This is a genomic window from Mycobacterium sp., from assembly GCF_049683355.1.
Lineage (GTDB): Bacteria > Actinomycetota > Actinomycetes > Mycobacteriales > Mycobacteriaceae > Mycobacterium.
Genome location: NZ_JBAUJB010000059.1, coordinates 1 through 5,851, shown reverse-complemented (window position 1 = coordinate 5,851; position 5,851 = coordinate 1). Strand labels below are relative to the sequence as shown.

The following is a 5,851-nucleotide window of genomic DNA, read 5'->3' as shown; positions in this document are numbered from 1 at the left end:
CCGTCACCGTGGCGTTCGACGGCCCGGTGGCCGCCCCGGTGCTGCTGGCGATGGCGGCGGTGGTGGCGGTGGCCGGACGCACTGACGATGTGGCGCGCTGGGCGGCAACGGGCTTCGCGATCATCGGCGCCGCCATCCAGTCGGGGTACGCGCCGCCTAGCGCGCTGCTCGAGCCGACTGTGTTCGGGACCGCCTCGGCCGTATCGACGTTGGTCTCCAGCGTCCTGCTGGCCGGCTGCGCGGTGACGATCGTGTGGTCGTGGAGAACCACGGCGCACGTGCTGTGGGTCGGCGCTGTCGCGGTGATCGGCTACGCCGTCACGTTGTTCACCGTCACCGCTGGCACGCTCGTCGGCGGTGGTGGCGACCTGGGCTTCTACGCCGGCCACATGGCGGCGACCATCTGCTGGATCGTGATGGCGGCAGGGCTGTTCGGTTACGCCGCCCGGCGGCCGCCCACCGAGCGCTCGGTGCTGATCGCCGGGGGACTCGGGCTGGTCGCCGCCGCGATGGCAAAGCTGTTCCTGTTCGACCTGGGCACCCTGGACGGCATCTTCCGGGTCGCGGTGTTCATCGTCGTGGGGCTGATCCTGCTCGGCATGGGTGCCGGCTACGCCCGCCTGCTGGAGAAACAGGACCACGCCATGACGCAGATCACCCACTGAATTGGATCGAATCCAGATTGCAGAGCGTTGGGTCAAGTATGGCTACAACAACAAACGTGCGTAAGACAGACGCCGAGGTCTCGGGCTTCCAGGCCTCACCGGAACTCAGCGCCGCGCTGCAGCAGGTGCTGGTGGATCTCATCGAACTGCACCTGCAGGGCAAGCAGGCGCACTGGAACGTCGTGGGCACCAACTTCCGAGACCTGCACCTCCAGCTCGACGAGGTCGTGGACTTCGCCCGTGAGGCCAGCGACACCGTTGCCGAACGGATGCGCGCACTGGACTCCGTGCCGGACGGTCGGTCGGACACGGTGGCGGCGAGCACGTCGTTGCCGGAGTTCCCCGCCTACGAGCGCAGCACCGCCGATGTCGTCGACCTCATCACCGGACGCGTGTACGCGGCGGTCGACACGCTTCGGTCGGTCCACGACACCGTGGACGCCGAGGATCCGAGCACCGCGGACATCCTGCACCAGCTCATCGACGGCCTGGAGAAGCTGGCGTGGCTGCTCAAGTCGGAGAACCGGAAGGTGTGACCACCTCAGCCCGGTGGCCGATCAGGTACCAGGTGCGCATCATGCCCTTGCCCTTGATGTCGACGTGGCCGCGCTCCTCGAGCACAAATGAGTCGTGCAGGCGCTCATAGACGTTGTCCGGCACCTGGATTCGCCCTTCGACGTCGGTGGTCTCCATGCGGGCCGCGACGTTCACCGCGTCGCCCCACACGTCGTAGAAGAATTTCCTGGCGCCGACGACGCCGGCGACGACGGGCCCTGCGGCCATGCCGATACGTAGCGGTACGTCGCGGCCCTCGGAGTCCTTGAGGTCGGCGACGGCGTGGGCCATGTCCAGCGCCAGCGAGGCCAGCGCCTCCAGGTGGTCAGCGCGGGGGATGGGCACCCCGCTGACCACCATGTAGGAATCGCCGCTGGTCTTTACCTTCTCCAGACCGTGGCGGTCGACGAGCGCGTCCAGGTCGGTGTAGAGCCGGTCGAGAAACCGGACGAGCTCCGCGGGCGCGGTGTCGCTGGCGCGTTTGGTGTATCCGGCGATGTCGGCGAACAGGATCGACGCGTCGTCGTACTTGTCCGCGATGACGGTGCGTGACGGGTCCTTCAACCGGGCGGCGATCGACGCGGGCAGGATGTTGGCCAGCAACTGCTCAGAGCGCTGGTACTCGGCCTCCATCGCCGCTTCCGCCCGTTCGATCTCGCGCAGCGTGTACCAGATGGTGGCGATGATCATCACCGCCGAAGTGGCCACCGCGGTGATGAACCCGGCCGTCAACGTCCAGGGTGGTCCCAGTCCCCGGTCGTGCGGCACCGTCAGCTCCAGCGCGATCGTCATCGCCACGCCGACGGCGGCGATCACCGCGGTCAGCACGATGCGCTCGATGCCGAGGATCAGCACCGCCAGCGATGCGGCGACCAGGGTGTAGAACTGCAGTCCCGAGCCGGTCCCGATGGTGAAGCAGATGAAACCGACCGATACGTAGGCGAACCCGACGAACGTCAGGGATGCGACCAGCTCGCCGAAGCGGCACAGTCGCGGGATCGCCAGGAAGACCAGGCCGCAGAACAGGTTGACGGCCCCCAGCCACCACAGCGCTCCGCCCATGGCCAGCTGGAACACCCCGAAACCGATCGAGACCGCGGCTGCGATCCAGCCGGCGATCTTGAGCACCCGCAGCCGGCGGCCGACCGGGTCGTCGCGGTGGTGGCTCGGAGACCAGGCGCGCTTACCCAGCGCCACGTCGGGGACACATACGGGTCGCACCTTGACCACTGTCGGAGCCTAACGCTCAACGGCCGCTGAGCTGTGCGTTTTGCGGTGCCCTCGGTGAGATTCGAACTCACACTGTACGGGTTTTGAATCCGTTTCCTCTGCCAGTTGGGATACGAGGGCGTCGGCACTCTCACCGGGAACGGCAAGTTCGCGCGGCCTCCCACCATAGAGGATGGCCCCGCGGTCGCCCATCCGGCCCGCGACGTCCACAATGTGATCCATGACCGGGTCACCAGACGAAGTCGTCAAGCCGCACCGCGTGCTTGTCGCCGAGGACGAGGCTCTCATCCGGATGGACTTGGCCGAGATGCTGCGCGAAGAAGGCTACGAGATCGTCGGTGAGGCCGGCGACGGGCAGGAGGCCGTCGACCTGGCCGAGTCGCTGCGACCCGACCTCGTGATCATGGACGTCAAGATGCCGCGCCGCGACGGTATCGACGCCGCGTCCGAGATCGCTGCCAAGCGGATCGCCCCGATCGTGATCCTCACGGCCTTCAGCCAGCGCGAACTCGTCGAGCGTGCCCGCGACGCCGGCGCGATGGCGTATCTGGTCAAGCCGTTCAACATCAGCGACCTCATTCCGGCCATCGAGGTGGCCGTCAGCCGGTTCGGCGAGATCGCGGAGTTGGAGAAGGAAGTCGCGAACCTGTCCGATCGCCTGGAGACGCGCAAGCTCGTCGAACGCGCCAAGGGCCTGCTGCAGGCAAAGCAGGCGATGACCGAGCCGGAGGCCTTCAAGTGGATCCAGCGGGCCGCGATGGACCGCCGCACCACGATGAAGCGAGTCGCAGAGGTGGTTCTGGAGACGCTGGAACCCGAGTCGCCCTGACATTCACCCGCTCGTACTACGGGGGAGTTAACTTGTTCTCCGTGAGGTCACAGATTGGTCACGAGGGCTTGCAGGGATCTCACGTCCCGCCGGCAGCCGATAGCGTCGTGCCAGCGCCTCGCAGGCGCTGGCAATAGTCGGCAAATGACATATTCAGGAGCTTTCTCGATGACACATCGAACTCTCGCTCGTGCCTTCGCCATCGTGGGGATCGCGTCGCTCGCGTTGACCGCCTGCTCGAGCGATTCGGGGGAGGACACCTCTGCTACCGGCGAGGAGACGACGACCGAGGAATCCGCCGAGGTCGTCTCCACCGACTGCGAGCCCCCCCAGGCCACCCCGGGGGCGGCACCGGTCACCACGCCGCTGAAGATCGGCACCCTGCTGCCGGAGACCGGCACCCTGGCGTTCCTCGGCCCGCCCGAAGTCGCGGGCGTGCAGGTCGCCGTCACCGAGGTCAACGATGCCGGCGGCGTGCTCGACCAACCGGTCCAGCTGATCACCGGGGACTCCGGGGACACCACGACCGACACCGCCAACGTCACGGTGGACCGCCAGCTCGCCGACGGGGTCAGCGCCATCATCGGTGCCGCGTCGTCCGCGGTGTCGCTGAAGGTGATCGACAAGATCTCCAGCGCCGGAGTGGTGCAGTTCTCTCCGGCCAACACCTCCGACCAGTTCGTCTGCTACCCGGACAAGGGCATGTACTTCCGCACCGCTCCGACCGATGTCCTGCAGGCGCAGGCGCTGTCGCAGTTGATCACCCAGGACGGCGCACAGCGGGTGGTGATCATGGCGCTCAACGATCCGTACGGCACCGGTTTGGCCGCCAACACGGTCGAGGATCTCGAAGCGGCGGGCATTCCGTCGGACCAGATCAAGACGATCGTCTACGACCCCAATGCCCAGTCCTTCAACGCCGAGGTCGACCAGGCCAATGAGTTCAGCCCCGACGCGGTGGCGGTGATCGGCTTCGAGGAGAGCGCCAAGATCCTGAGCCGGATGCACGAGGTCGGCATCGGACCGTCGGACGGCATGCTGGTGTACGGCACCGACGGCAACATGGGCAACGCCCTCGGCGAGGGCGTCGCCCCGGGCCTGCTGGCGGGCATGAAGGGCACGACGCCACTGACCGACATCGGTCCTGATTTCGAGAACCGGCTCAAGGCAGCCGATCCCGCGCTCATCGACTTCAACTACGCCGGGGAGTCCTACGACGCGGTGGTGATCACGGCGCTGGCCGCCGAGCAGGCCCAGTCCACGGCGGGTGTCGACATCGCGGCCAACATCATCGGGGTGACGCGCGACGGCGTGAAGTGCACGACGTTCGCCGACTGCCGGGACCGGATCAGGGCAGGTGAGGACATCGACTACGACGGTGTGACAGGCGAATTGGCGTTCGGTCCCGCGGGGGAACCGTCCGTCGGCTCGTACGGCAGCCTGGAGTTCGGTCCGGACAACACGCTGCAGACCAAGGACTACATCATCGTCAACGAGGCCTGAGCTTCCTTGGCCGGCAGCCCGAGTCAGTTCTCGCGGTTGCCGGCCAGGGTGCCCAGGTAGAGCTCGATGACCTTGGGATCGTTCATCAGGTTGGCGCCGGTGTCGGTGTAGGCGTTGGTGCCCTGGTCCAGCACGTACCCGCGGTCGCAGATCTGCAGACAGCGCCGCGCGTTCTGCTCGACCATGATGATCGAGACCCCGGCGGCGTTGATCTGCTTGCAGCGGATGAACACCTCGTCCTGAAACATCGGTGACAACCCCGCCGAGGGCTCGTCCAACAGCAGCACCGACGGTTCCATCATCAGCGCTCGGCCGATCGCCACCATCTGGCGCTCACCGCCGGACAGTGCGCCGGCTTTGACCTTCCGCCGCTGTCCCAGCAGCGGGAAGAGCTCGCTGACGACCTCGAACCGTTCGGCGAACTTCGACCGGCGCAGATAGATGCCCATCTCCATGTTCTCCTCGATCGTCAAGGAGGGGAACACGTTCCGGTTCTGGGGCACGTAGCCCAGACCTTTGGTCACCAGCACGTGGGCGAGCGCCGACGTGATGTTGTCGCCCCGCAGGGTCACCGATCCCGACCGCACCGGGATGAGGCCGAACAGCGCCTTGAGGAGCGTGGACTTGCCCGCGCCGTTGGGGCCGATGATGCCGACGATCTCCCCGTCGCGCAGAAAGAAGTCGCAGCCGCGCAGGATGTCGACCTCGGGAACGTAACCGGCCACCAGGCGATCGGCACGCAACAGCGAGCCCTCGGCCAGGCGTGCGTGCTCCTCGGGCGTGGCCGCCAGCTCGGCCGGCGACAACTCGGTCGGTCGGTCCGCTGCCTCGCTCATCGCTTCTCACCGTCGTTGTCGATTTCGGCCAGGACCGCCTGCTCGAGGTGTTGTGCCAATTCGGCGGTCGCGCCGACGGGGTTGCCGTGCTCGTCGAATTCGAGGGCCTGATCGTGGTGGCTACCGAGATAGGCGTCGACCACCGCGGGGTTGTCGGCCAGTGCGTCCGGTGGTGACTCGGCGATGATCGAGCCCTGGGCCATCACCACCACCCAGTCACTGATGTCGCGGAT

Annotated in this window: 7 protein-coding genes and 1 tRNA gene; 4 read left to right on the top strand and 4 right to left on the bottom strand. The window is 66.8% G+C overall.

Annotated elements, in window-relative coordinates; all coding sequences use genetic code 11:
• Window positions 1-665 (top strand): DUF2339 domain-containing protein (locus WA944_RS03765; RefSeq protein WP_526646372.1); only part of this gene is annotated, 665 nt, incomplete at its 5' end.
• A gap of 38 nt (window positions 666-703) precedes the next feature.
• Entirely contained in the window at window positions 704-1,201 is a 498-nt protein-coding gene (locus WA944_RS03760) for a Dps family protein (RefSeq protein WP_526646370.1), read from the top strand.
• On the opposite strand, the gene WA944_RS03755 is transcribed toward WA944_RS03760, so the two are convergent.
• On the bottom strand, window positions 1,176-2,441 hold the full coding sequence (locus WA944_RS03755; protein ID WP_526646368.1) for an adenylate/guanylate cyclase domain-containing protein: 1,266 nt from the start codon (window positions 2,439-2,441) through the stop codon (window positions 1,176-1,178). The genes WA944_RS03760 and WA944_RS03755 overlap by 26 nt on opposite strands.
• A gap of 55 nt (window positions 2,442-2,496) precedes the next feature.
• A tRNA-Leu gene (locus tag WA944_RS03750) sits at window positions 2,497-2,570 on the bottom strand.
• Window positions 2,571-2,670: 100 nt separating this feature from the next.
• Between WA944_RS03750 and WA944_RS03745 the strand changes: the two genes are divergently transcribed.
• Window positions 2,671-3,279, top strand: coding sequence for a two-component system response regulator PdtaR (locus WA944_RS03745; RefSeq protein ID WP_526610372.1), 609 nt, complete (start codon window positions 2,671-2,673; stop codon window positions 3,277-3,279).
• A 168-nt stretch (window positions 3,280-3,447) separates the two neighbouring features.
• Complete coding sequence (locus WA944_RS03740) at window positions 3,448-4,782, top strand: ABC transporter substrate-binding protein (RefSeq protein WP_526646366.1); 1,335 nt, start codon at window positions 3,448-3,450, stop codon at window positions 4,780-4,782.
• Window positions 4,783-4,805: 23 nt separating this feature from the next.
• On the opposite strand, the gene WA944_RS03735 is transcribed toward WA944_RS03740, so the two are convergent.
• A complete protein-coding gene (locus WA944_RS03735; RefSeq protein WP_526611367.1) occupies window positions 4,806-5,618 on the bottom strand; it encodes an ABC transporter ATP-binding protein in 813 nt (270 codons plus the stop codon).
• Window positions 5,615-5,851: ABC transporter ATP-binding protein C-terminal domain-containing protein (locus tag WA944_RS03730; RefSeq protein WP_526646364.1), on the bottom strand; the 237-nt coding region annotated here is incomplete at its 5' end. The genes WA944_RS03730 and WA944_RS03735, both read right to left, overlap by 4 nt.

Excerpts from the sequence above, each read along its gene's own strand:
- WA944_RS03760 (WP_526646370.1), top strand. The coding sequence starts at position 704 with ATGGCTACAACAACAAACGTGCGTAAGACAGACGCCGAGGTCTCGGGC.
- WA944_RS03745 (WP_526610372.1), top strand. The coding sequence starts at position 2,671 with ATGACCGGGTCACCAGACGAAGTCGTCAAGCCGCACCGCGTGCTTGTC.
- WA944_RS03735 (WP_526611367.1), bottom strand. The coding sequence starts at position 5,618 with ATGAGCGAGGCAGCGGACCGACCGACCGAGTTGTCGCCGGCCGAGCTG.
- WA944_RS03740 (WP_526646366.1), top strand. The coding sequence starts at position 3,448 with ATGACACATCGAACTCTCGCTCGTGCCTTCGCCATCGTGGGGATCGCG.